Genomic DNA, 21,225 nt, shown 5'->3' on the forward strand with positions numbered 1-21,225 from the left:
GGTGACAGTACCGTTGTCGCCATGGCTGAACGCGGTGCTCGCCCCCAGGTCTCGGTCCTCCGGCGAACCATGCTGAAGGCGTTCAAACATCTGTCGAACCCGCTGCGGCCGGACGACTACTTCGAGATGATCAATCCGCTGTGGACCACGCGGGAACTCCGGGGAAAGGTCGACCGTGTCGAGCGCGAAGGCACCGACGCCGTCTCGGTCTTCATCAAGCCGGGATACGAGTGGGGTGGCCACGAGCCCGGTCAGTACCTCCGTCTCGGCGTCCTGATCGACGGCCGCTATCACTGGCGCGCGTACTCGCTGACCTCCGATCCGCACGGCGACAACGGCCTCATCTCCGTCAGCCCCAAGCTCGTCCCGGAGGGCACCGTCTCGCCGTTCCTCGTCGAGAAGATCAAGCCGGGTGACATCGTCCGCCTGAGCGAGGTCGAGGGCGTGTTCACCCTGCCCGATCCCGTGCCGGACAAGCTGCTCTACATCAGCGCCGGCAGCGGCATCACGCCGATCATGAGCATGCTGCGCGAGCTCGACCACCTCGACCAGATGAAGGACGTCGTGGTCATCCATTCCGTCCACAGTCGCGACCAATGCATGTTCGCCGAGACGCTCGAGCGTCTGGATCGCAAGCATTCCACGCTGCAACTCGACATTCGAGTGACCGAGGATCGCGGCCGCATGAAAGCGTCCGATCTGGACGAGTTGTGCCCGGACTGGCGGGAACGGCAGGCATTCTGCTCCGGCCCGGCCGATCTGTTGGACGATCTGAAAGCGTGGTGGAAAGAGAACGGCGATCCGGACAAGTTCCACAACGAGAGTTTTCAGCCCGTCATCGGTAGCGGCGACGAGGAAGGCGAGGGCGGCACGGTCCGCTTCCTGCGCAGTGACAAGGACGTCGAATGCGACGGCGGCACACCGATTCTCGCGGCCGGCGAGGAGGCCGGTCTGGACCTCAAGTTCGGCTGCCGTATCGGCATCTGCCACACCTGCACGGGCACCCTGAAGAAGGGGCGTTTGAGGGACTTGCGGAACGGGGAAGTCTCGGAGCCTACGGGGCAGGCAGTACGCATCTGCGTCAACACTGCCGAGGGAGACATCGAGATCGATCTCTGACGAGACCGGTTGCCATTACCGCCACGCGGTATCTACAGGGGAGGAATCGTCATGAGCGTCGACACCAGCCGACCGAAGGACGACATCGTCAGCCCGCTCGCTCATCTGAGCGACGAGACCATCGAACAATTGGCCAAGGAGTTCGACGCCATTCACGACGAGGTCTATGCCGACCTCGGTGAGCGCGATCGCAACTACATCACCACCGTCATCGCGGCGCAGCGTCAGCTGGCCGTGGCGGGCCGGGTCATCCTGTTCGGATCGAAGTCCCGCACGGCGTGGGTCGCCGGAACCGCATGCCTCGGGATCGCGAAGATCCTCGAGAACATGGAGATCGGCCACAACGTCATGCACGGCCAGTGGGACTGGATGAACGATCCGGACATCCACTCGTCGGTGTGGGACTGGGACACCGCGTCCACCGCGGAGGCGTGGAAGCACTCGCACAACTACGTGCACCACACGTACACGAACATTCGGGGCAAGGACAAGGATCTCGGATACGAGATCATGCGGATCGATCCGCACCAGAAGTGGTCGCCCGTCTACCTCGCGCAGCCGTTCTACAACCTGCTGCTCATGGCCTTCTTCGAGTGGGGCGTCGCGCTGCACGACCTCGACATCGAGGGGATCCGCCGCGGCGAGCGCCCGGTCAAGGACGTCCTCGTCGACCTGCGCGGCATCGCCACCAAGGCACGTCGTCAGATCGTCAAGGACTACATCGGCTGGCCCGCGGTCAGCGCCGTCGCCTACGGCGCGGCCCAGGTGGTCACCGGCGGACGGGTGTCCGGCCGTGGCAAGTCCAAGCTCGGCAAGCGGCTGCGCGACGTGAGTTCCGCTCGCGGGGCGCATCGGGTGGCGTCGGTCCTCGACCGCCACGGCGCCGGGATCGAGCAGACGTTCGTCAACACCTTCGCCGCGAACTTCGTCGCCAACATCATCCGCAACGTGTGGTCGCACGGCATCATCTTCTGCGGCCACTTCCCGGATCAGGCGTACACCTTCAGCCAGAAGGAAGTGGAGAACGAAACTCGCGGCGGGTGGTACGTCCGTCAGCTCGTGGGTGCGGCCAACATCGAGGGCTCGGCCCTCTTCCACCTCATGAGCGGCAACCTGAGCTACCAGGTGGAGCACCACCTGTACCCGGACATGCCGAGCACCCGGTACAAGGAAGTCGCGCCGAAGATCAAGGACATCTGCGAGCGCTACCAGCTGCCGTACAACACGGGCCCGCTGTCCAAGCAGTGGGGCACGGTGCAGCGCACCATCATTCGACTGGCCTTCCCCGGCGGCAAGCCGCGCCCGAAGCCCGGCCCCTACCGCGGTGAGCGCGTCGGCGGCTCGTCCTCTCAGCCGAGCGAAGCGGCCCGCTTCCGCAACCGCGTGCCCGCCGGACACCCGGACGCCGGTCCGGAGCACAACGGCGGCGGCGTCGCGGCCGACATTCCGCCGCGCGGCGACGACTGACCCTGGAACGCGAGAAGAGCCGCCCACCGATTCGGTGGGCGGCTCTTCTCGTCATGAACTCCGTATCAGCGCACCGCGCGCCGCACCCGCAGCGCGCCGGAGACGAAGAAGGCGATGACCGCGCCGACGACCGCGGCACCCAGCAGAGCGACGCCCTGGCTCAGGTCGAGATTCCACCCGAGGAAATCGATCGTCGTGGAATTCGAGTTCTGGAGAACGAAGATCACCAGAGCCACGACGAGGACGAGCGAGAGCAGCAAGGACAACGTCGAGAGAAATCCTCCGGCGCGCTTGCGGCCGGTGTGCGTGGTGTGGGCGGTATCGGTCATGGTCATGCCTTTCGCAGAGCCTCCAGCGTCTGCCGGGGGCGATGATGAGGGGGTTACTCCGACCCGCGAATCACGAAACATGGCTGCGCGGTACGGAATTCGTTAATCGGACAGAAAAGACACGAGCGGCGCCGAACCCATTCGGGATCGGCGCCGCTCGGAGAACGAGGTTCCTTACTTGAAGGCATCCTTCACGTTCTCGCCGATCTTCTTGGCGCCGGCCGAACCCTGGTCCTTCTTGCCCTCGGCCTCGAGGTCCTTGTTGTCGGTGACGTCACCGACAACTTCCTTGGCCTTGCCGATGGCGTCCTCTGCAGCGTTCTTGGCCTTGTCGACGAATCCCATGAGAAATCCTTCCTCTCGATGCGACGGCGTCTCCATCGCGTTCTGGATATGAGTCGAGACGACTCGCCGAAAGCGCACGCCCCCGTTCGGTGATGCCGGTCACATTCGTGTATCGGACGGTCACACGTACCCGGGGCGTCACCCGGCCAGGGCGAAGGCGACCAGGAATCCCGCTGCCGTCGACAACCCCACCCACCAGCCGCCGTCCTTGTACGCCTCCGGCATGAGGGAGTCCGCGAGCACGGCCAGGGTCGCGCCACCCGCGAACGCCTGTACCGCGGAGATGCCGACGTCCGGGATCGAGTCCGCCAGGGAGTGCCCCACCACGGTCACGACCACCAGGACGGCGCCGGTGAGCGACCAGAGCGCCAGCGCCCGTGAGGCGGAGAATCCGTGCCGAGCCCGCATCAGTGCCGCGCCGCCGACGGCTTCGGGCACGTTGCCGACGGCGACGGCCACCAGCAGCACCACGCCACCGCCCGCGGTGAGGGAGACCCCGAGCGCCGTGTTCTCCGGAACTCCGTCCAGGATCGTGCCCAGCATCAGCGCGGGGCCGATGGCCGCCGGACCCAAGCGGTTCTCGATCAGATGATTCGCGCCCACGTAGACGCCGGCTCCGGCGATCAGCGCCAGACCCGACACGACGATGCCCGCCTGCCGGAACGCCGGTTCGAAGAGTTCGGACGACACGGCGGCGATCATCGTTCCGGCACCGAAGGCCATCAGCGCTGCCAGAACCCGCCCGGGCAGCGACCATCGCAGCCCGACGGCCGCGCCGATCACCAGCGGCAACGCGGTTCCCAGGCCGTAGAGGACTGCGGTCAGCACGACACTCGCTCGGTCACCGGCCGTGCGTACCCCCACCGACGGTGGGTTACGCACTCGGGTCGTCCCCTACCCGCGCCCGAGAATCGCGGTGATCGCGACCGCCCCGGCGAGGATCGCCAGGACAACGACCAGCGCGACGTGTCGCGGGAGGCGCCCGGACCGTCCGATCAGCAGCACCACGGCGAGACCCGCCACGACGGCCGTGGCCGCGACGGCGAGGGCGTGCGACTGCACCGCGCGCGCCGCGATCAACGCCGTCGCCGCGGCGGCGAGGGCGGTTCGCCGCCGCGCCAGCACCGTCCGCTCCGGGGCCAACCCCGTCATGCCGCGAGACCCACGAGGAAGACGACCACGGCGACGGTGAGGCCCACGGCCAGCACCGCCGTCGTCGCCGGAACGGGGAGCGGCTCCCGTCGTCGCAATGCGATCTCCACGCGCATCCACCGCACCAACGACGTGGCGCCGACGACGGCGGCCAGGACCGCGAGCCCGACCACCAACGCGGCGTGAACCGGCCCCGGCACCACCCGGTCACCGAACGCCTCCAGCGCTGCCGCGGCGGCGAGCAGGCCGAGAGCGGTCCTGATCCACGCGAGGAAGGTGCGCTCGTTGGCAAGGGTGAAGCGCGGATCCGGATCGGTTCCGCTCCGGAGATCGCGGGGGCGTGGCATGCGCACGAGTGCAGTCTCCCGGGTGGGTCAGCGGCCGGGACGCCACCGCTCGTAGTTTCGGCGCTCGCGTTCCTCGCGGGCGACCTTCTTCGGATTCTGCAGATCCGGCGACAACCCGTGCGCGGCCAGACGGCGTCGGCGGTTCGGCTCCATGTAGGCCAGGGAGTAGAACAGCGCGAGCAGGACGGCGAGGAGGATCATCGCGCCGCGCAGCCACAGTTCACCGGGAAAGAGCAGGAACGCCAGGAAGATCGGCAGGAACGGCACCATGCTGCGGAGCAGGTGGCGCGGGACGGCCGTGTCCCCGATCAGGTCGTTGCGGACCCACCCCTGCAGCTCCGGGGGCAGTGTTCGCCCGACCGAGTAGCCGAGCCACTGCACGGGGTTGGGACGACGGGCACTCATTGCTCGATCCTTTCGGCAACGGAATTCGCGTGGTGGTTGACCACCGAGAGGGCCGCGTGGAGCCGCTCGAGGTCCGCCGTGTCGACGCCGAGAGCCTCGACGACGCGGGCGGGAACCTTCTCCGCTTCGGCGCGGAGATCGTGGCCGGCGGCGGTGAGATCGACGACCAGTCGCCGCTCGTCGTCCTCGCTCCGCCGGCGTGTGAGAAGGCCCCGGACCTCGAGCCGTTTGAGCAGGGGCGTCGCCGACGCCGGGTCCAGGCACAGCGTGCGGGCGATGTCGCCGGCGGACTGCGGCGTTCGCTCCCAGAGCGCGAGCATGACCAGGTACTGCGGGTGCGTGAGGCCCAGGGGCTCGAGGATGGGGCGATAGACGCCGAGCACGGCCCGATTGGTGACCGCCAGGGCGAAACACACCTGGCGGTCGAGCGCGAGAGGATCGGTCACCGTCACGCACTCGACTCTACGCCAACAATTAGTGGTCCAACTATCGGCCGCGTCACAGCCCCGACGCACCATGGGGCAGAGTGAGCGCGTGCTGATGTCCCTTCGTGCGCTCCGCCAGATGGCGCCGTGGCGCGCCGGGCGCGGCCCGGTCCGTGCCGACACCACCGTCACCTGGTTCCGAGTCGCCCCGTCCGACCTCGACGTGCTGCTGCACATGAACAACGGCCGCTACCTGTCGATTCTCGACGCGGGCCGCGTCGACATGTTCGTCCGCGGTGGACTCTGGACGGCCCTGCGCCGAGAGGGGTGGCACCCGGTGGTGGCGGCGCAGTCGATCACCTACATCGCCTCGCTCACCTTCTGGACCCGCTTCTCGGTCACCACACGGTTGCTCGGATTCGACACCAAGAACGCGTACCTGGAGCAGACTTTCGACGCGGGCGGGCGCATCTGCGCCTCCGCCGTCGTCGCCCTCCGCATCCTCGACGGGGAGGGCCGCTCGGTCCCCAGCGCGCGCGTGCGCGACCTGTTCGACCCGGCCGCGGTGCCGGCGCTCGTCGACGATCGCGACATCCCGTTGGGCCGACGGACGCAGCACGACGTCGTGACGACGTTCGACGGTCCCTGACCGCCCGCGACCGGGTGGTGGGTCAGCGCGGCGAGTACATGATGATCGCCACGCCGACCAGGCAGACCAGCGCACCGGTGACGTCGTACCGGTCGGGGCGAAAGCCGTCCATCACCATGCCCCAGGCCAGCGACCCGGCGACGAACACGCCGCCGTACGCGGCGAGGATGCGGCCGAATTCCGCATCCGGCTGCAGCGTGGCCACCAGCCCGTAGGCGCCCAACGCGACGACACCGAAGCCGATCCAGAGCCAGCCACGGTGCTCGCGAATGCCCTGCCATACCAGCCAGGCACCGCCGATCTCGAGCACCGCGGCCGCCCCGAAGAGCGCGATCGAGCGCAGAACGGTCATGCGGGAAGGGTAGAGGTCCGGAGGCGGCCCACCCTGCTGCCGGGCGCTCAGCCCCGCCGCACCCGATCGGCGAAACTCGCGCTCGCTCCCCGGAGCGCGGCGATGCGGTCCGCACGCGCCGCGTCCATGTCGTATCCGGGGAAGGGCCGCGGCGGGTCACGACGGACGTTGGCCGAGCACTGGAAGTCCCGGCAGACGAGGGTGCCCACGGTGCTGCCGCGCTTGCCCGCCGGGCCGGCGAGCTTGGCCGCGTAGAAGACGACGTCGTTCGGCAATCGGACGTCGCGGCACCAGGAGCACTGCGTTCGCACCCGGGGAGTGGCGTCGGCCTGGCGCAGCAGGATCCCGATCGGTTCGCCGTCCGGCGCGGGGATCACGGCGTAGGCGCGGCCGTCGAACTTGGTGTCGCGCCACCCGAGGTAATCGAGGGCGTCGAAGTCGAGTGCCTCGAGATCGGGGAGGGACGCGTCGGAGCGTTCCTTCTTGCTGGCGTTGACGAAGGAGGCGCGCAGGTCGGACGAGGACAGAGTGTGCATGGGAGAACAGCCGTTCTTCGGATGCGGGCGCCGGAGCGCCCGTCGGTGTCGTCAGGGTAGGACCGAGGACCGGTCGTCGCGGGGGGAGCGAGACCGGTCGGGGCGCGTTACCTGATGCCGGCGCCCGAAGCGCCGACCACCTCCGATTCGAGGATCGGGTTCATCGTGGACACGCCTCGACGGTAGCACCGCGTGCGGCGCACACACGAGACCCGCGGGCGATGCCGATCGACTACCGGTTGCATATCGAGATCGGTCGAGGTCTACTCGTCGGGACCCGCCGACCACCCTCGACATCGGGAGACGACCGTGACCACCGAGCCAGCCCCCGACACCCCCGACATCCGCACGACCGTCTTCACCGGGCGCTGGCCCGAGCTGGAGATCGGCGGAACCTTCTCGCCCACGACCGCGACGCTCTTCACCGGGCCGACCGAAGCCGTGCTGGTGGATGCGGTGTGCCTGCGCGAGGACGTGGCGTCCCTCGGTGACCTCGTCGCCGACACGGGCAAGACGCTGACGACGATCGTCGTCACCCACGGCCACGCCGACCACTACTTCGGCATTGCCGAACTGCTGCAGCGGTTTCCGACGGCCCGCGCCGTCGCGCTGCCGTCGGTGGTGGCCGACATCGAGCGCACCATGGCCGAGCAGACCGCGCAGTGGGAGATCCTGTTCGGCGACCGCGTCGTCGACTGCACGGTGATCCCGGAGCCGTTGACGGAGACCACGCTCGCCGTCGACGGCGCGCGCATCGACGTCGTCGAGGTCGAGCAGGCGGACATCGCGCCCACCAGCATCGTGCACGTGCCCGACGCGAAAGCCGTGGTCGCCGGGGATGCCGTGTACAACGAGATCCACCCCATGCTCGGGCTCTCGAGCCCCGACCGATGGCCGTTGTGGCAGAACACCATCGACCGGGTCGAGGCGCTGGAACCCGAGATCGTCGTCGCCGGCCACAAGCGACCGGACTCCGACGATCGCGCCGTGCAGTCCATGCTCCGGACCACCCGGCAGTACATCGCGGATTTCGCTGCCGCGTTCGAGACCGCCTCGTCCGCCGACGAGTTGATCGAGACGATGGTGTCGGCGTACCCGGGTCACGGCAACCGGTGGACACTGGAGTTCTCGGCTCGGCAGGCGTTCGCCGTCCATCGGGGCCGACACCGAACCGAATGAAAGCGAGGCGGGCGTGAAGGACGTCGGGCAGAGATCGTCGTGTCCCATCAATCTGAGCATCGAGTTGGTGGGCGACAAGTGGACGCTGCTCGTCCTGCGCGACATCATGTTCGCCGATCGGCGGCACTTCCGCGTCCTGCTCGCGGAGTCCGTCGAGGGCATCGCGTCCAACATCCTCTCGGACCGCCTCAAGTGGCTCACCGAGCACGGTCTGCTCACCCGCAGTCCGGATCCCGCCCACCGCCAGAAGTTGCTCTACAGCCTCACCGAGCGATCGATCGACCTGGTGCCCGTTCTGGTGCAGCTGGGCGTATGGGGCGGGCTCCACACCGATGCGGATCCCGCCGTCGTGCGCACGTTCCGTGCGCTCGACGACCAGGGGTCGGACGGGTTGCGACGCCTGATGGATGCGTTGCGCGTCAGGCACATCGGTGGCGACGACGACCCGCCGTACGACTCCGATCTCGCCCGTCTCCACGAGGAGTACGACCAGAGCGGCGCCTAGCCGATCGACGCCGCCGAACCGATTGCAGAACGCAATCACTCGGTCTACCGTGGGGGCGGAGCGGGGCGGAGCGGGGCGGAGCGGGGCGGCGATCGTCGACCGCCCACAGGGGGGGGAGTGAACGATGAAGCGCGACATCGAGTTCGCGGTCGAGGACGGGACGATCCTGCGGGGCGTGGTGCACACACCGGCCGACGGCCCTCCCCGGCCCGCCATCGTCATGGCCCACGGTTTCAGCGGCATCAAGGAGCAACTGGACCACTACGCCGCGGCATTCGCCGAGGCCGGTTTCGCGGTGCTGCTCTACGACCACCGGTCCTTCGGCGCCTCCGACGGTGTCCCGCGCTACGAGGTGGACCCGGCCGCGCAGATCGCGGACTGGCGAGACGCCATCACCGTGGCGCTCCGGCTACCCGAGGTCGACGCGAGCCGTCCCGTCGGAGTCTTCGGCTCGAGCTTCGCCGGCGGACTCGCCATGGTCGTCGCCGCCGTGGATTCCCGTGTCGGTCCGGTCGTCTCGCAGATCCCCAACGTCAGCGGCCGCGCCAACGCCCCGCTGCTGTTCGGGCCGGAGCGCATCGAGACGCTGCGGGCGATGCTGGTCGACGATCGAGGGGAGCGACTCGACGGCGGCGAGGCGGCGACGGTCCCGGTGTTCTCGGACGATCCGACCGTGACCTGCGCCTTGCCGTCCGCCGTCGACATGGCGTGGATCGACCTCACCGAGCAGAAGTCGTCGTGGCGCAACGTCGTCACGCTGCGGTCGGTCGAGCATCTGCTCTCCTTCGAACCGGCGGCCTGGCTCCCCTCGCTGCGCGACAACCCGTTCCTCATGATCATCGGCGAGACCGACGACTGCACCTTCCCGGCGCCCCAACGCGACGCGTTCGAACTCGCGCCGGAACCGAAGAAGCTGGTGGTGCACGAGGGCGGTCACTTCGACACGTACACAACCCATTTCACCGTCTCCGGTGGTGCTGCGCGCGACTGGTTCGTCGAGCATCTCCCGGTCGGCTAGCCAACCCGATCGATCCCGTCCCCCGTCCCGCCGTCCGAGTCAGGAGCGAAGCCGTGCCGCTGTGGAACATTCACGCCCCCGAGGGGCTCTACACGCCCGAGGACAAGCAGGGGATCGCCACGATCGTGACCCGGCTGTACGAGAAGTACGGCGAGATGCCGCGGTTCTACGTCAGCATTCTCTTCCACGACCACCCGCCCGAGAACTTCTACATGGGTGGCAAGCCGGCCGAGAAGTTCGTTCGCATCTGGATGGACCACATCGCGCTGCACGTCGGCGCCGAGATCCACGGCCAGTGGTTGGCCGTCGTGGACACCTCGCTCGCGTCCTACCTCACCGAACGCGGGATCGACTACGAGGTCCACGGCGACGAGACACCACGCACCATGTGGTCCATCAACGGAATCCTGCCGCCCCCCACCGGATCCGACGACGAGACGCGGTGGCGGGAGGAGAACACCCCCTCGCCACTGACGAGCACCTGAGTCGGGTGGGCCGTCACCCGTTCCCGGCGAGCAGTTGCGCGAGGTGCACTCCCCGGCGCTCGGTGAGGTCCGACAGCTGCGTTCGGCACGAGTAGCCGTCCGCCAGCACGACGGCGGAGTCGTCGGCCGTGCGCACCGCGGGCAGCAGATGCTGGTCGGCGACGGCGAGGGACACGTCGTAGTGGCCCTTCTCGACGCCGAAATTCCCCGCGAGACCGCAACATCCGCCCAGCCGGGTCACCTCGGCGCCCGCTGCGCGGAGCAGCCCGGCGTCGGTGTCCCATCCCATCACCGCGTGATGATGACAATGCGGCTGCGCCACGACGGTGGTGCCCGTGAGGTCCGGGGGCGCCCAACCCCGCTCGGTGAGCAGCTCGGCGAGTGTGCGGACCCGGCTCACGACGGCCTCGGTGGCGGGCGCTCCCAGTAGACCCGCCGCGTCGGATCGGAGCGTCGCGGTGCACGACGGCTCCATGCCCACGATCGGCACTCCCGGCTCGGCAGCGTTCCCCAGGCGGTCGACCGTGCGCCGGAGAATGCGGCGGGCCGCGTCCAACTGCCCGGTGGTGATCCAGGTCAGTCCACAGCACACCGGGCGCGCGGTGATGCGCGGCGCGAAACCCGCCGCCGTCAACACCTGCACGGTGGCGATGCCGACCTCGGGCGAAAAGTGGTCGGTGAAGGAATCGACGAACAGGACGACGGGGTCGCCACCTGCCGATCGATCGGACTCGGTGCGGGCGAACCACTCGCGGAACGTCTCGGTCGCGAAGGCCGGGAGCGTGCGGCGACGGTCCACGCCGGCGGCCGCGAGCGCCGCACGCCGCACGGGCGGGAACCGCAGTACCGCGTTGACGAGACCGGGGGCGCGGCTCGCGAGACGCGCCCACTGCGGCAGGCGGCCCAGCGCGTAGTGCGACGCCGGCCGGAGTCGCCGCCGGTAGCTCTGGTGCAGCATCTCCGACTTGTAGGTCGCCATGTCCACCCCGGTCGGGCAATCCGACGCACATCCCTTGCAGGACAGGCAGAGATCGAGCGCGTCGTGCACCTCGGGCGAACGCCAACCCTCGGTCACCACCGTGCCGACGGCCATCTCCTGCAGCACCCGCGCCCGGCCTCGGGTGGAGTCCTTCTCCTCCCGTGTCGCCAGGTACGACGGGCACATCACGCCGCCGACGGCCGTGGTGTCGACGCGGCACTTGCCCACTCCGGTGCAGCGATGGACGGCCTGCGTAACGTCCCCGCCGTCCTCGTCGAAGCGGAATCCGCTGCGGCGCAACGGCAGCGCCATCGGCACGCGAAGGTCGGCATCGAGCGGTCGGGGATCGACCAACACGCCCGGGTTGAGAATGCCGTCCGGGTCGAACACGTTCTTCACCGCGGCGAACAGATCGAGGGCGCCGCCCGAGTACATCAACGGCAGCAGTTCGCTGCGCGCGCGTCCGTCGCCGTGCTCGCCGGACAGCGACCCCCCGTACGCGGACACCATGGTGGCGGCGGCATGCAGAAACTCGCGGAACTCCCGCACTCCCCCGCGTCGGTCCAGCGGGAAGTCGAGACGGATGTGCAGGCACCCGTCACCGAAATGGCCGTAGGGCAATCCGGTCACCCCGGCATCGGCCATCAGGGCTTCGAAGTCGCGCAGGTAACTGCCGAGCCGCTCCGGTGGCACGGCCGTGTCCTCCCACCCGGCGTGCGCCGGGCGGCCGATGGGACTGCGGGCGGAGAGCCCGGACCCGTCGGCACGGATGCGCCACAAGCGATTCGCCGACGCGGTGTCGGTGACGACCGCACTGTCGGAGGCTCCGCACCCGCGCGCCACTTCGTCGGCGCGGGCGAGCACCTCGTCCGGATCGTCCCCGGCGAGCTCGACGAACAACCAGGCCGCGCCGCCCGGGAGCGGTGGGACGGCGGCGTCGCCGAAGCGGGTCCGGACCACGTCGACGATGCGAGCGTCGATGCCCTCGCACGCGGTGGGCCGGAACCGCAACACACTCGGCGTCGCGTCGCCCGCGTCGGGCATTTCGGGGTAACCGAGGACCACCAGGACGCGGTGCTCCGGCTCCGCGACGAGTCGCACCGTGGCGAGCCGCGTGATCGCGAGCGTGCCCTCGCTCCCCACCAGCATGCGGGCGACGTCGGTGCCGCGCTCGGGCAGCAGGTGCTCGAGCGAGTAGCCGGACACCTGCCGGACGAAGCGACCGAATTCGGTTCGGACGGTGGCCAACCCGCGCCCCACGACACCGCGCAGGGCATCCACGGTGGCGGAGTCCGGCGGCGTCGCACCGCTCACCAGGTGCAGCCGCTCGCCCGTGCCCGTCAGGACGTCGAGCGCCGCGATGTTGTCCGACGTGCGGCCGTAGCCGAGAGCCCGGGTGCCGCAGGCGTTGTTGCCGATCATCCCGCCGACGGTGCAGCGCGTCGACGTCGAGGGGTCGGGACCGAAACGCAGGCCGTGGGGCGCCGCGGCTCGCTGCAGCACCGCCTGCACGACGCCGGGCTCCACCACCGCGGTGCGGGCGTCGGGATCGACGGACACGATGCGCTGCAGATGCCGGGAGGTGTCCATCACGACGCCCGTTCCGACGGCGTTGCCCGCGATCGACGTGCCCGCGCCGCGCGTGGTCAGCGGCACGCCCGTCCGGCGACACACGTCGAGGACGGCGTCGATCTCGTCGACGTGGCGGGGCCGGGCGACCACCATCGGCACGACGCGGTAGAGCGACGCATCCGAGGAGTAGGCGGCCCGCGTGGTCTCGTCGACCAGGACGTCGGTCACGCCGACGTCGCGTAACGCCGAGGCGAGCAGATCCGGTTCCCTCACACCCCGGACGCTACGCCGTCGTCACGACCCCGCCGATGTTTGGAACTCGGGTCGGGGGTACCGCTCGGTCATGGACCAGTCACGCGCACCCTTCCTCGACGCGGTGGCGGCGTACCACCGCGCGGACCGGTACGGATTCACGCCGCCCGCTCACCGGCGCGGGGCCGGCGTCGATCCCCGCGTGCGCGACGTGCTCGGCGCGGACAGCTTCCGCTCGGACCTGCTGGCGTCCGGCGGAGTGGACGACCGATCGTCGTCGCACGGGTACCTCACCGACGCCGAGAATCTGATGGCCGACGCCGTCGGAGCGCGCTCGGCGTTCTTCTCGACGTGCGGCAGTTCCCTGTCCGTGAAGGCGGCGATGATGGCGGTCGCCGGCAACGATCCGGGTGGGCTCCTGGTGGCGCGGGACAGTCACAAGTCGATCGTCGCGGGACTGATCTTCAGCGGTGTGACTCCCCGGTGGATAGCGCCCCGGTGGGACACCGACCTGCACCTGTCGCATCCCCCCTCCCCCGATCGGGTGCGGCGGGCGTGGGAGGAGAACCCCGACGCGGCGGGCGCCCTGGTGGTGAGTCCGAGTCCGTACGGCACGTGCGCGGACATCGCCGGCATCGCCGAGGTCTGCCACGAACGCGGGAAGCCGCTCATCGTGGACGAGGCATGGGGCGCGCACCTGCCGTTCCACGACGAGCTGCCCACCTGGGCGATGGATGCGGGCGCCGACATCTGCGTGGTCAGCGTGCACAAGATGGGCGCCGGGTTCGAGCAGGGGTCGGTCTATCACGTCCAGGGCGATCTGGTGGACGACCGGCACGTGGCCATGTGCGCGGACCTGCTGATGACCACGAGCCCCAACGTCCTCGTCTACGCGGCCATGGACGGGTGGCGACGTCAGATGGCCCAGCACGGCACCGAGATTCTGGGCGCCGCCCTCGCCGTGGCCGATCGGGCGCGGCGGGACATCGAAGCGGTGGCCGGGCTCGAGGTGATGGACGAGGAACTGATCGGTGCCGAGGCGTCGCACGAACTCGACCGCCTCCAGGTGCTGATCGACGTGTCCGCGACCGGAGCGACCGGCTACGCCTGCGCGGACTGGTTGCGCCGGGAACACCGCCTCGATGTCGGCCTCAGCGACCACCGCCGCATTCTCGCGACGTTCTCGCTCGCGGACACCCGGGAGACGGCGACGAGACTGGTACGGGCGTTACGCGAGCTCCCCTCCGCGGCAGCCGACTTCTCCGAGGCGCCACGAATCGATCTGCCCGATCCCGCGGATCTGAGCCTGCGCACGGTCATGACGCCACGAGACGCGTTCTTCGTTGAGACCGAGTGCATTCCGGCCGCCAGGGCCGTCGGACGGGTCGCCGCCGAACAGATCACGCCCTACCCGCCCGGCATCCCTGCCGTGGTTCCCGGCGAGGAACTTTCCGAGGGTGTGATCGACTACCTCACCACCGGTGTCGCCGCGGGCATGAACATTCCGGACGCTGCGGACACGAGCCTCGAGACGTTCCGGGTGGTTCGCTGAACCCGTTCGTGCCACGCTCGGTACTCATGACGACTCCCTCCATCGGCACCGTCTTCACCCCCGCCCACGATCCCACCCGTCTTCCGGCAGCAGCCCGCGCGGCGGAGTCCGCGGGGCTCGACGAATTCTGGCTGTGGGAGGACTGTTTCAGCCACGGCGGACTGACCACCGCGGCCGTGGCGTTGGCCTCGACGTCCCGTATCCGGGTGGGGCTCGGTCTCATGCCGGCGCCGCTGCGCAACGTCGCGCTGACGGCCATGGAGGTGGCGTCGCTGCATCGCCTCTTTCCCGGCCGCTTCCTGCCCGGCGTCGGCCACGGGGTGCAGCGCTGGATGGAGCAGGTGGGGTCCCGCGCCGCGTCGCCCATGACGCTGTTGGACGAGTATCACTCCACGCTGCGCGCGCTGCTGGCCGGAGAGGAGGTCACCGTCGACGGTCGGTTTGTTCGACTCGACGCGGTGCGATTGCAGTATCCCGTCCCCGGTGCGCCGCTGATGGTCGGCGGGGAGGGGCCGAAGACGCTGCGGTTCGCGGCGTCGCATGCGGACGGCACCCTGCTCTCGGCGGCCCTGACCGACGACCGACTCCGCGCCGCCTGCGCGGAGGTCCGCGGGGCCGCGTCGACCGACGATCACCCGATCGTTGCACCGCGACTGGTCGCCGTGGGACCCGGTGCGGCGGACCGTCTGCGCGCCGAGGCCTCCCGCTGGGGGTTCGAGTCCGCGGACGAGATCGCCGTCGCGGGCGACGCCGGGGAGGTCGCTGCGAAGTTCGCTCGGCTCGGCGAGATGGGCATCACCTCGGTGCTCGCTCACCCCACCGACGACGAGCCGGACCTCGAGGGCTGGACCGCCGTGATCGGGGAGGCGGCCGCCCAGCTGCGGTGACCGCGTGATCCCCGCGGGCCCGACGGGTCGGAACGCCACCGGGCGGTCGGGCCTCGGCGCGTAGATTGATCGGCGCCGCCGACCGTCGACGGACCCGTCCGACCCCCGAGGAGCCGTCCATGCCCGGTTCCACCGCCCGCGCGGCGGTCTCGGTGGGCCTGGTCGCCGCGGGAGGCGCGGCCGGAACCGGCGTTCGGTACGCGGTCGAGTCCGCGCTGCCGCATACCGGAACCGGCTGGCCCACCGGCACTTCGATCGTGAACGTCGTCGGGTCCTTCGTTCTCGGCGTTCTGCTCGAGGGGTTGGCCCGGCGTGGCCCGGACACCGGGTCACGCCGTCGCCTCCGACTGCTGTTCGGCGTCGGGTTCTGTGGCGCACTGACGACCTACAGCACGTTCGCGCTCGAGATCGTGGAGTCGATGCGGCAGGGCGCTGCCCCTCTCGCCGCGGCCTACGCCGCGACGTCGATCGTCGCGGGCCTCGTCGCTGCCGGGGCGGGACTCGCCACGGCCGGGGCCGTGCGGAGGGCCCCGTCGTGATCGCGGTGCTCGTCGTACTCGCCGGCGCCGTGGGGGCGGTCGCCCGGTTCGGCGTGGACTCCGCGGTCGGCCGCCGATGGTCGACCACGGTGCCGTGGGCGACCGTCGGCATCAACGTGTCGGGCTCGTTCCTGCTCGGGGTGCTCGCCGGAGCGGTCGCGCAGCACTCTGCTCCGGACGCCTGGCAGACCGTCGTCGGGACCGGGTTCTGCGGCGGTTACACGACATTCGGAACGGCGATGGTTCAGGCCGTCCGGCTCGGACACTCGGGGCGGTCCGGGGCCGCAGCGGTGAGCGTTCTCGGCACCCTGGTCGCCTCGGTGCTCGCGTGCGCCGGCGGCGTTGCGGTCGCGGCGTGGGCCTGAGTGCCATACCGTCTTCTTGACGGTCATCACCATCGCTGCATAGTGTGACCGCACTCACTCCCGAGACGAGGAACTGCCCATGACGCCTCCCCAGCCCACGAGACAGCGGTCCGGCCTGCTGATTCTCGCCCTCTGCTTCGTCACCATCGTCTTCGACGGGTACGACCTGGTGGTCTACGGGTCGACCGTGCCCACCCTGATCGCCTACGAAGGATGGGACCTCGACACGGGCTCCGCGGGCCTGATCGGCAGCCTCGCCCTGGTCGGCATGCTGCTCGGCACGCTCTCGGTCGGCCTGGTCACCGACCGGTTCGGACGACGTCGCATCATGATCGGGTCCATCGCGTGGTTCTCCCTCTGCATGCTCGCGACGGCCTTCGCCCCGAACGAGGTCGTCTTCGGCTTCCTCCGGTTCCTGACCGGCATCGGCCTCGGCGGCGTGGTGCCCACCTGCATCGCACTCACCGTCGAGTTCGCGCCGAAGCATCGTCGTCAGATCTCGAACGCCGTGATGTTCAGCGGCTACTCCGTCGGCGGTGTGAGCGCTGCGCTCCTCGCGATCGCACTGCTGCCCGAGACCGACTTCCGCGTGCTCTACGCCCTCGGCGCCCTCCCGCTGATCACGTTGCTGCCCATCGTCGTTCGCTACCTGCCCGAGTCGGTGTCCTACCTCGCCGCCACCGGCCGCGAGGACGAGGCGCGTGACGTCGCCGCTCGGCACGGGTTGGTCTACGACGACATCGTCGCGCCGGTTCCCGCAGCAGCAGCAGTCGACACCGCGCCCCCGGTCTCGAGCATGCGCGAACTGTTCACCCCGCGGTGGCGCCGCTCCACCGTCCTCTTCGCCGCCGCCAACTTCTGTGGCCTGCTGCTGGTCTACGGCCTCAACACCTGGCTCCCGCAGATCATGCGCAGCGCCGGCTTCGCGCTCGGGAGCTCGCTAGCGTTCCTCCTGGTGCTCAACCTGGGCGCCATCGTCGGCGCGATCAGCGCATCCTTCATCGCCGACCGGATCGGCGTGCAGAAGGTGGTCACCGCGTCGTTCCTGCTCGCCTGCGTCGCCATCTTCCTCATCAGTCTGAATCTGCCTGCAGGGCTGCTGTTCCTGCTGGTCGCGGTGGCCGGCCTCGGCAGCGTCGGCACCCAGATCCTGGTGGGTGGCTTCTGCGCCACCCACTACCCGCAGAAGCTGGGTGCGACCGCGCTCGCCTGGTCGCTCGGGATCGGCCGCATCGGTGCGATCTGCGGTCCTCTCCTCGGCGGTCTCATCGCCGGGTGGGCGATGGGGTACCAGGTGAACTTCTACGCCTTCGCGGTGGTGGCCGTGGCCGGCGCGCTCGTGGTCGGCTCGATCCGCACGCAGAACCGTCAGGACCCGATCGGCTCCCCGAAGAGTCCCGCGACGATCTCGCCCACCGCATCGACCCAGACGGGGTAGGTGCGCTGGTCCAAGGCCATGGACCCGACGTCGGTGGTCCGGCAGCCCGGTGCTGCCGGAACACCGGCGAAGCGGTCCCGAAGCCACAGGATCGCGCTGGGGAACGCGATCACCTCGAGGCTGAGGTGCTCACTGAAGTGGTCGCGCGTATAGGTGACGTTCGCTACCGGACGGCTGCAGTACGCGTCCACCATCGCGTTCACCGGACCGACCGGCACCAGCCAGTCCGGATTCGAGTGGTACACGTAGAGCGGCATGTCGGGGGTCGTGCCGCCGAGAGTCAGCGGACCCAGCGCCCGCCGAACGACGGGGTCCTCCAACGGATCTCCGTCGGTGCGCAGGAACCCCTTCAGATTCAGGAACGGCAGGAGCGCGGACGACCATCCGACGCAGAGGTTGTCCTTCGCCGCGAAGAGAGCGCGCCCCGCGGGGTCGATGGTGCGGTCCAGGAACTGCGCCAGCTCCGGATCCTCTCGGCTCGCCCCGATGATGCCCGAGGCGACGATGCCCGAGCCGAGGGCGTTGTTCGCGTTGTTCACCAGCGCCGCGACCTCCGCGGGGGTACCGCCCTCGGTGACGCCGACGATGTCGAGCTCGGGTGCGTAGGACGCGGCCAGCTCGGCGGCGTGGCCGGTGGCGATCGCGCCGCCGGAGTAGCCGCTCATGCCGACCTTCGTGGCGACGCCGGGCAGGTCCATCGGCGCGAAGTTCTCGGCCGCGCGAATTCCGTCGAGCGTGATTCGGCCGGCGACGGGACCGGACGCGAAGGCGTTGTTCGGACCCTGATGGTCGGGGACCGACACCGCCCACCCCTGGGCGAGCGCCGCCTGCACCTCGAGGAACTGCGCGCCCGAGGTCACCGCCCCGGTCACCGGCCACGGCACCGCGCCCTGCCGCATCACGTACGACGGCGAGCAGTACGCGGCGAGGGAGTCGACCGCCATCTGCACCGACAGCAACGGCCGCGGTTCGGCCGAGTCGCCCCGCGGCCTGACCACGGTGGTCACGGCCGGGATCGGCTCGCCCCGACCGTTGGTCGACCGGTAGGCCAGCTGCCAGGCGTCGACCGGCGTCGGGAGGACGTTCAGCGTGCCGAGCTCCACCGGACGCGCGGCGATGATCTCGCCCGGCTCGGCCGCGGCGACGACCTCGGCCGGCGGGTCGTGGAACTCCGTGTCGTACTCGGGGCTCGGCACGAACGGTGCCGGCACCGGCGGAATCGCCGGTTGCGCGACGGCCGGTGCCGCGGCGGCCGGCGAGACGGACAGCGCCGACGCCACGGCGAGCACGGCGATGCTCGCCGTGATGCGCCCGCGTCGGGACCGAGGGAGGACGACGACCACCGGTGACTCATCTCCGCGTCGGGCCGCGATCGGCCATGAGCCGCCCGCCCGACGCTGACCTGACTCGGCACGGCTCACAATCTTGGACACGCGTGTCCGAGATCGTGCGAGGACTGTAGACCGGGTGTGGTTCGAAACACAATCACCGGCCCTCGACGCTGCGCGGCGTCACGACGCGTCGTCAGTCACCGATCCGGTGCGGTGTGTCCAGATCCGGAACAAAGGCGCTGAGCACGGCGACCATCGTGTCGACGATGCCGTCGACCGGAGGCCGCGGGTCGGGCATACGCGACCAGGTGGAGATCAATTCCGTCAACGCGCCGATGAACGCCGTCGCCGCGAACTCGTGACCACCCGGCGGGACGAAGTCTCCGCCGAGTTCGCCCCGCAACGTCGCCTCGATGAACGCCGCCCACTCGGCGCGACGACGGCTGCGGTGCTGTTCCACCGCATCGCTCACCCCGAGCATCTCGAGATACGACACACGCGCTCGCCGGGGATCGCTGCCCAGCGAGTCGATCAGGGCGGTGATCGCGGCGGTCACCAGGGCGCGTCGATCACCGTTCTCGACCGCCGCCAACGCGGCGATCACGGCGTCACGGGCGTCGTCCTGCACGGCGTCGTACACGTCCAGCAGAAGTTTCTCCCGGTTCGGGAACGCGTCGTAGAACTGGCTGCGCGCGAGACCCGCCGCGGCACAGATGTCCGCGACCGACGTTGCGGCGTAACCCTTCTCGCCGATCACCGCCAGACCCGCGGCGAGGAAGCGGCGCCGACGCTCGGCGCGCCGGTCGGACAGCGCCCGGCCACCGTAGACGCGTTCGGAGTCACCGGCGACGTTCACCGCAGCAGCGTACCCGGGGCCGCGTGGGGCCTCCGACCGGACGCAGAACGAAACGATCCCCCCACCCGGCCGGGCCGGATGGGGGGATCTCTGTGCGCCCGAAGGGATTCGAACCCCTAACCTCTTGATCCGTAGTCAAGTGCTCTATCCGTTGAGCTACGGGCGCATGTCTTCTGTTGTGTCCGACCGAAGCCGGGTTCTCCGACCGAAGTCGAAGGTGGCGGAGGCGAGAGGATTTGAACCTCCGGACCCGGTGAAGGGTCAAGTCATTAGCAGTGACTCCCATTCGGCCGCTCTGGCACGCCTCCTGAGCCTTCTTCCGAAGGGCACCGGTCCTTTCGAACCGCCGAGAGAGAAGACTACACATGCCCCACAACGGACGCAAAACCGCTGGCCGACGGCGCCCCGGCGGTCCCGAAGACTCAGCGCAGGTGGCTGTCGAACCAGTCGAAGATGCGGCGCTGAGCGTCGACGACCGCGTCCTCCCCCGCCGTCGTCCCCGACTCGGGCGACACCTCGTCGGGACGATGGTCGAGGCCGTCGTAACTCACGACGAGCGTCGCCACCGGCGCCTCGGCGACGGCGTCGCGCAGCCGGTCGACGTGCGCCGCGGGGATGCGCTCGTCGCCCTGGCCGTACAGACCGAGCCACGGCGCCTGCAGGGACGGCGCCGCCTCGAGCAGCGCCCGTGCGTCCGGCGTCAACGGCTCGACGATCCCGGGCGCGGCGACGCTCACCGCCGCACCGACGGGCCGGTCGGTGGCCACCAGCGCCGCCGCCGTCCCGGCGTCGTCGAACCCGATGACGCCGATGGTGTCGGCGTAGACGCCGTGACCGGTCAACCACGTCACCGTGGCGTCGAAGTCCTCGAACAACGCGTCGCCGAACACCTCGTCGTCCGACGCGGCGCGGTGGAAGAGGTGCGGAGCGGCCACCAGCCAGCCGTCCTCGGCGAGCGCCTTCATGAAGTCCAGGAGTGCGCGCGAGAATTCGCGCGACTCGTGCAGGACGACGATGCCGCCGCGCGGAGTGGACGCCGGTCGGAACGTCGTGAGCGGGACACGCTCGGCCGACTCGGTGCCGTCGTCCGCACGGCGAAGAGGGGCCGAATCCTCGATCGATGCCGTCATGGGACCACCGT

The 21,225-nt window shown here is 69.7% G+C and carries 25 protein-coding genes and 2 tRNA genes; 12 read left to right on the forward strand and 15 right to left on the reverse strand.

What is annotated here, in order from left to right; genetic code table 11:
- Window positions 1-21: 21 nt before the first annotated feature.
- Entirely contained in the window at window positions 22-1,119 is a 1,098-nt protein-coding gene (locus A3Q40_RS17530; RefSeq protein ID WP_068104158.1) for a ferredoxin reductase, read from the forward strand.
- 51 nt (window positions 1,120-1,170) lie between these two features.
- Window positions 1,171-2,586 (forward strand): fatty acid desaturase family protein, encoded by a 1,416-nt coding sequence (locus A3Q40_RS17535; RefSeq protein WP_068104160.1) that lies wholly within the window; start codon window positions 1,171-1,173, stop codon window positions 2,584-2,586.
- Between the two features lie 65 nt (window positions 2,587-2,651).
- On the opposite strand, the gene A3Q40_RS17540 is transcribed toward A3Q40_RS17535, so the two are convergent.
- From A3Q40_RS17540 to A3Q40_RS17570, 7 genes are all read right to left on the reverse strand, one after another.
- Window positions 2,652-2,921 carry a lipopolysaccharide assembly protein LapA domain-containing protein gene (locus tag A3Q40_RS17540; protein ID WP_068104163.1) on the reverse strand — a complete coding sequence of 90 codons (270 nt, stop codon included), beginning with the start codon at window positions 2,919-2,921 and terminating at the stop codon, window positions 2,652-2,654.
- A gap of 168 nt (window positions 2,922-3,089) precedes the next feature.
- Window positions 3,090-3,260 (reverse strand): CsbD family protein, encoded by a 171-nt coding sequence (locus A3Q40_RS17545; protein WP_068106546.1) that lies wholly within the window; start codon window positions 3,258-3,260, stop codon window positions 3,090-3,092.
- Window positions 3,261-3,398: 138 nt separating this feature from the next.
- Entirely contained in the window at window positions 3,399-4,088 is a 690-nt protein-coding gene (locus A3Q40_RS17550; RefSeq protein WP_068106549.1) for a ZIP family metal transporter, read from the reverse strand.
- 66 nt (window positions 4,089-4,154) lie between these two features.
- Entirely contained in the window at window positions 4,155-4,412 is a 258-nt protein-coding gene (locus A3Q40_RS17555) for a hypothetical protein (protein ID WP_068104165.1), read from the reverse strand.
- Window positions 4,409-4,759, reverse strand: coding sequence for a YidH family protein (locus A3Q40_RS17560; protein WP_068104167.1), 351 nt, complete (start codon window positions 4,757-4,759; stop codon window positions 4,409-4,411). Before A3Q40_RS17560 ends, A3Q40_RS17555 begins: the two co-directional genes overlap by 4 nt.
- A 27-nt stretch (window positions 4,760-4,786) precedes the next feature.
- Window positions 4,787-5,164 (reverse strand): DUF5313 family protein, encoded by a 378-nt coding sequence (locus A3Q40_RS17565; RefSeq protein ID WP_068104169.1) that lies wholly within the window; start codon window positions 5,162-5,164, stop codon window positions 4,787-4,789.
- Window positions 5,161-5,616, reverse strand: a complete 456-nt coding sequence (locus tag A3Q40_RS17570) for a MarR family winged helix-turn-helix transcriptional regulator (protein ID WP_068104171.1) — start codon at window positions 5,614-5,616, stop codon at window positions 5,161-5,163. Before A3Q40_RS17570 ends, A3Q40_RS17565 begins: the two co-directional genes overlap by 4 nt.
- An 88-nt stretch (window positions 5,617-5,704) precedes the next feature.
- On the opposite strand from A3Q40_RS17570, the gene A3Q40_RS17575 reads away from it, so the two are divergent.
- Window positions 5,705-6,238: a thioesterase family protein gene (locus A3Q40_RS17575; protein ID WP_235606610.1), complete on the forward strand. Its 534-nt coding sequence runs from the start codon at window positions 5,705-5,707 to the stop codon at window positions 6,236-6,238.
- A 22-nt stretch (window positions 6,239-6,260) separates the two neighbouring features.
- Here A3Q40_RS17575 and A3Q40_RS17580 read toward each other — a convergent pair whose 3' ends face one another.
- Both A3Q40_RS17580 and A3Q40_RS17585 read right to left on the reverse strand, forming a co-directional pair.
- Window positions 6,261-6,590 (reverse strand): YnfA family protein, encoded by a 330-nt coding sequence (locus A3Q40_RS17580; RefSeq protein WP_068104175.1) that lies wholly within the window; start codon window positions 6,588-6,590, stop codon window positions 6,261-6,263.
- Window positions 6,591-6,637: 47 nt separating this feature from the next.
- Window positions 6,638-7,126, reverse strand: coding sequence for an FBP domain-containing protein (locus A3Q40_RS17585; RefSeq protein WP_068104177.1), 489 nt, complete (start codon window positions 7,124-7,126; stop codon window positions 6,638-6,640).
- 309 nt (window positions 7,127-7,435) lie between these two features.
- Here A3Q40_RS17585 and A3Q40_RS17590 point away from each other — a divergent pair, with 309 nt between their 5' ends.
- The 4 genes from A3Q40_RS17590 to A3Q40_RS20480 all read left to right on the forward strand — a co-directional run bounded on the left by A3Q40_RS17590 (window position 7,436) and on the right by A3Q40_RS20480 (window position 10,313).
- Window positions 7,436-8,305 (forward strand): MBL fold metallo-hydrolase, encoded by an 870-nt coding sequence (locus A3Q40_RS17590; protein ID WP_068104178.1) that lies wholly within the window; start codon window positions 7,436-7,438, stop codon window positions 8,303-8,305.
- A gap of 13 nt (window positions 8,306-8,318) precedes the next feature.
- The gene (locus A3Q40_RS17595) at window positions 8,319-8,810 is read left to right on the forward strand and encodes a winged helix-turn-helix transcriptional regulator (RefSeq protein WP_068104180.1); all 492 of its coding nucleotides are present in this window, start codon (window positions 8,319-8,321) and stop codon (window positions 8,808-8,810) included.
- Window positions 8,811-8,934: 124 nt separating this feature from the next.
- Window positions 8,935-9,828, forward strand: a complete 894-nt coding sequence (locus A3Q40_RS17600; RefSeq protein ID WP_068104182.1) for an alpha/beta hydrolase — start codon at window positions 8,935-8,937, stop codon at window positions 9,826-9,828.
- Between the two features lie 53 nt (window positions 9,829-9,881).
- Window positions 9,882-10,313: a tautomerase family protein gene (locus A3Q40_RS20480; RefSeq protein ID WP_068104184.1), complete on the forward strand. Its 432-nt coding sequence runs from the start codon at window positions 9,882-9,884 to the stop codon at window positions 10,311-10,313.
- A 13-nt stretch (window positions 10,314-10,326) separates the two neighbouring features.
- Here the strand turns inward: A3Q40_RS20480 and A3Q40_RS17610 are convergent, their stop codons facing one another.
- Window positions 10,327-13,137, reverse strand: a complete 2,811-nt coding sequence (locus A3Q40_RS17610) for an FAD-binding and (Fe-S)-binding domain-containing protein (RefSeq protein ID WP_068104186.1) — start codon at window positions 13,135-13,137, stop codon at window positions 10,327-10,329.
- Window positions 13,138-13,207: 70 nt separating this feature from the next.
- On the opposite strand from A3Q40_RS17610, the gene A3Q40_RS17615 reads away from it, so the two are divergent.
- The 5 genes from A3Q40_RS17615 to A3Q40_RS17635 all read left to right on the forward strand — a co-directional run bounded on the left by A3Q40_RS17615 (window position 13,208) and on the right by A3Q40_RS17635 (window position 17,897).
- Window positions 13,208-14,668, forward strand: a complete 1,461-nt coding sequence (locus A3Q40_RS17615; protein ID WP_068104188.1) for an aminotransferase class I/II-fold pyridoxal phosphate-dependent enzyme — start codon at window positions 13,208-13,210, stop codon at window positions 14,666-14,668.
- Between the two features lie 26 nt (window positions 14,669-14,694).
- On the forward strand, window positions 14,695-15,555 hold the full coding sequence (locus A3Q40_RS17620) for an LLM class flavin-dependent oxidoreductase (RefSeq protein ID WP_068104190.1): 861 nt from the start codon (window positions 14,695-14,697) through the stop codon (window positions 15,553-15,555).
- A 119-nt stretch (window positions 15,556-15,674) separates the two neighbouring features.
- The gene (locus A3Q40_RS17625) at window positions 15,675-16,094 is read left to right on the forward strand and encodes a fluoride efflux transporter FluC (RefSeq protein WP_068104192.1); all 420 of its coding nucleotides are present in this window, start codon (window positions 15,675-15,677) and stop codon (window positions 16,092-16,094) included.
- Window positions 16,091-16,459 (forward strand): fluoride efflux transporter FluC, encoded by a 369-nt coding sequence (locus A3Q40_RS17630; RefSeq protein ID WP_068104195.1) that lies wholly within the window; start codon window positions 16,091-16,093, stop codon window positions 16,457-16,459. Before A3Q40_RS17625 ends, A3Q40_RS17630 begins: the two co-directional genes overlap by 4 nt.
- Window positions 16,460-16,538: 79 nt before the next feature.
- Window positions 16,539-17,897, forward strand: a complete 1,359-nt coding sequence (locus tag A3Q40_RS17635; RefSeq protein ID WP_069972984.1) for an MFS transporter — start codon at window positions 16,539-16,541, stop codon at window positions 17,895-17,897.
- Here the strand turns inward: A3Q40_RS17635 and A3Q40_RS17640 are convergent.
- The 5 genes from A3Q40_RS17640 to A3Q40_RS17660 form a co-directional block, all read right to left on the reverse strand.
- The gene (locus tag A3Q40_RS17640; protein WP_371831490.1) at window positions 17,828-19,240 is read right to left on the reverse strand and encodes a lipase family protein; all 1,413 of its coding nucleotides are present in this window, start codon (window positions 19,238-19,240) and stop codon (window positions 17,828-17,830) included. The two genes, A3Q40_RS17635 and A3Q40_RS17640, sit on opposite strands and share 70 nt — an antisense overlap.
- A 181-nt stretch (window positions 19,241-19,421) precedes the next feature.
- Window positions 19,422-20,084, reverse strand: coding sequence for a TetR/AcrR family transcriptional regulator (locus A3Q40_RS17645; RefSeq protein ID WP_068104197.1), 663 nt, complete (start codon window positions 20,082-20,084; stop codon window positions 19,422-19,424).
- A 93-nt stretch (window positions 20,085-20,177) separates the two neighbouring features.
- Window positions 20,178-20,250: transfer RNA gene (locus A3Q40_RS17650), tRNA-Arg, on the reverse strand.
- A 52-nt stretch (window positions 20,251-20,302) separates the two neighbouring features.
- Window positions 20,303-20,392: transfer RNA gene (locus tag A3Q40_RS17655), tRNA-Ser, on the reverse strand.
- A gap of 114 nt (window positions 20,393-20,506) precedes the next feature.
- Window positions 20,507-21,214 (reverse strand): dienelactone hydrolase family protein, encoded by a 708-nt coding sequence (locus A3Q40_RS17660; protein ID WP_068106554.1) that lies wholly within the window; start codon window positions 21,212-21,214, stop codon window positions 20,507-20,509.
- Window positions 21,215-21,225 lie beyond the last annotated feature (11 nt).

Origin of the sequence: Rhodococcus sp. PBTS 1, from assembly GCF_001620025.1 — a bacterium.
Classification (GTDB): Bacteria; Actinomycetota; Actinomycetes; order Mycobacteriales; family Mycobacteriaceae; genus Rhodococcoides; species Rhodococcoides kroppenstedtii.